This window comes from Arhodomonas sp. KWT (assembly GCF_010993615.1).
In genome coordinates, this window is record NZ_WNXE01000371.1 from 1 (window position 1) to 1,792 (window position 1,792).

General features: G+C 66.6%; 2 protein-coding genes. Both read right to left on the minus strand.

All coding sequences use genetic code 11. The annotated features are described in order from the left end of the window. Positions 1-314: hypothetical protein (locus tag G7A99_RS19040; protein WP_163143148.1), on the minus strand; the 314-nt coding region annotated here is incomplete at its 3' end. Continuing rightward, on the minus strand, positions 311-1,792 hold a 1,482-nt coding region (locus G7A99_RS19045; protein ID WP_163143151.1), incomplete at its 5' end, for a WG repeat-containing protein. The genes G7A99_RS19045 and G7A99_RS19040, both read right to left, overlap by 4 nt.

A 1,792-nucleotide genomic window follows, 5' to 3' on the forward strand; every position in this document is an offset into this window, starting at 1 on the left:
ATTGCCAGTGCGCCCGCTGTATCGATGAATCCCCAGCGATACTCGGCGAAGCCGTCGACGGCGGCGACATCGTCGATATCGACCCCCTCGGCGGGCAGCCGCAGCGCGGCCAGGCCCTCGTGCAGCTCGTAGAGGCAGGTGCTGCCGCGGTTCCGGCGGTAGGCAATCAGCTGGTAGTCACCGAATGGCTGCACGTATTTCGACGTAAGGCAGCGATCCGTGTCCCGGGCCACCGCACCTGCGGGCATCACGGCCGCCACGGTGGCGGCAATCGAGAGCGGTACCAGGCAGTGGAGCGTTCCCTGTTTCCTCACGAGGTGCCTTCCTTGTTCTGCGAACCGTCATCCTTCCGGGGATCCTCTGCGAGACAGGGGAACGTGGCCCTGTCGAGCTCTTCCGGCCAGATCACCTCGTCCTCGGGATCGGTGACCACGATCCGGTTGCAGAGGACACCGAAACCGACCGTTTTCCGGCCCTGGGGATCGATGAAGAACAGACCGCCCTCCTTACCGGAAACCAGCGCCCGCGACTCATTGAAGGTCGACACCCGCTTGTACGCCGCGGGGATGGCGATCCCGCCGTCCCGGCTGATGAAGCCGATAAGTTCGCCCGATATCTTTCGGCGCTGGAACGCCGCCCGGTCCCCGCGCATGGCACCCAGTTTGGTGAAATAGGCACCGGTGACCTTCTCGCCCTGCGCGTTCATGAACCCGTAGAGATCCGAGCCGTCCTCCCGCCAGGCGACCAGGCCGTTCGCCCCGGAGGCCGTATCGAAGGCACGCTGCCCCGGAATCCGCGTCAGCTCGTCGCCTTCGGCGCTGACCAGCGCCGTCGCGTCGTCCCCCTCCAGGTTCAGGGCATAGCGCCTCATCCCGGGGACGGGCGTCAGGTTGTCGTCCGCCCGGACGTTCCCTTCGTCGTCCACCACGACGGTCTCCCGGCCGTCATAGACCCGTGCCTGCATCAGCGGTGGCACGAAGTCCAGCGAGGCCGCGTAGACCGGTTCGACCCGCCACTCCCCGTCGCTGTCGAGGGCGCCGTCGCCGTCCTCGAAGAGCGTGAGCGCTAGCGTCCCGTTGCTCTCGAAACGCTTGACCCGGCGCTCGGCGATGGCGAGCGCATCACCCGTGCGATCGATGAGCCGGACACCACCATTGATGGGCTGGACCAGGAAACGCTGCGGCCCCACGACTTCCGCAGACTCGAACAGTAGCCCGGTGATCGGTTCGCCGGCCTCGGTCGAGACGAGCTGGTAACGCCGGTCACTACGGGGGTCGCCCTCAACGGCGCGGCGTTTGATCTCGTAGATCCCCGGGGCAATACGCTCCGGCGGCGAATGGTCGTCGTGCAGCGGCTCGACGACCCATTCGCCCTGCCGGTCGATGATCCCCCAACGATCATCGCCGGCATCGGTTCGCACCGCGGCAAGCGCGTAGCCGTCCACGAACCCGGATATGGACGTGAACTTGGGCTGGGCCGCTACCGCGCCTTCGGTCACGCTCCAGAGCCCCCATCGGGCGCCGCCCTGCGACGAGCGCTCGCTGAACTCGAGCAGACCACCGTTGAACCCGTGGTTGTGCTCGAAGATATGGGGACGCAGCGGATAGCGATTGCCGTCCCGGTCGAGGATCACCACACGCCCGCCGGCGGTGGACTGTGCCAGGGTATAGACATCGGAGAACGCCACCATGTCGGCATAATCGGGCGGGATCACCCAGTCCCCGCTGGCATCGATGGCACCGATCCGGCCACCCCGGGTTTTAACCAGCGCCGGCGCGAGCACGTCATCGGT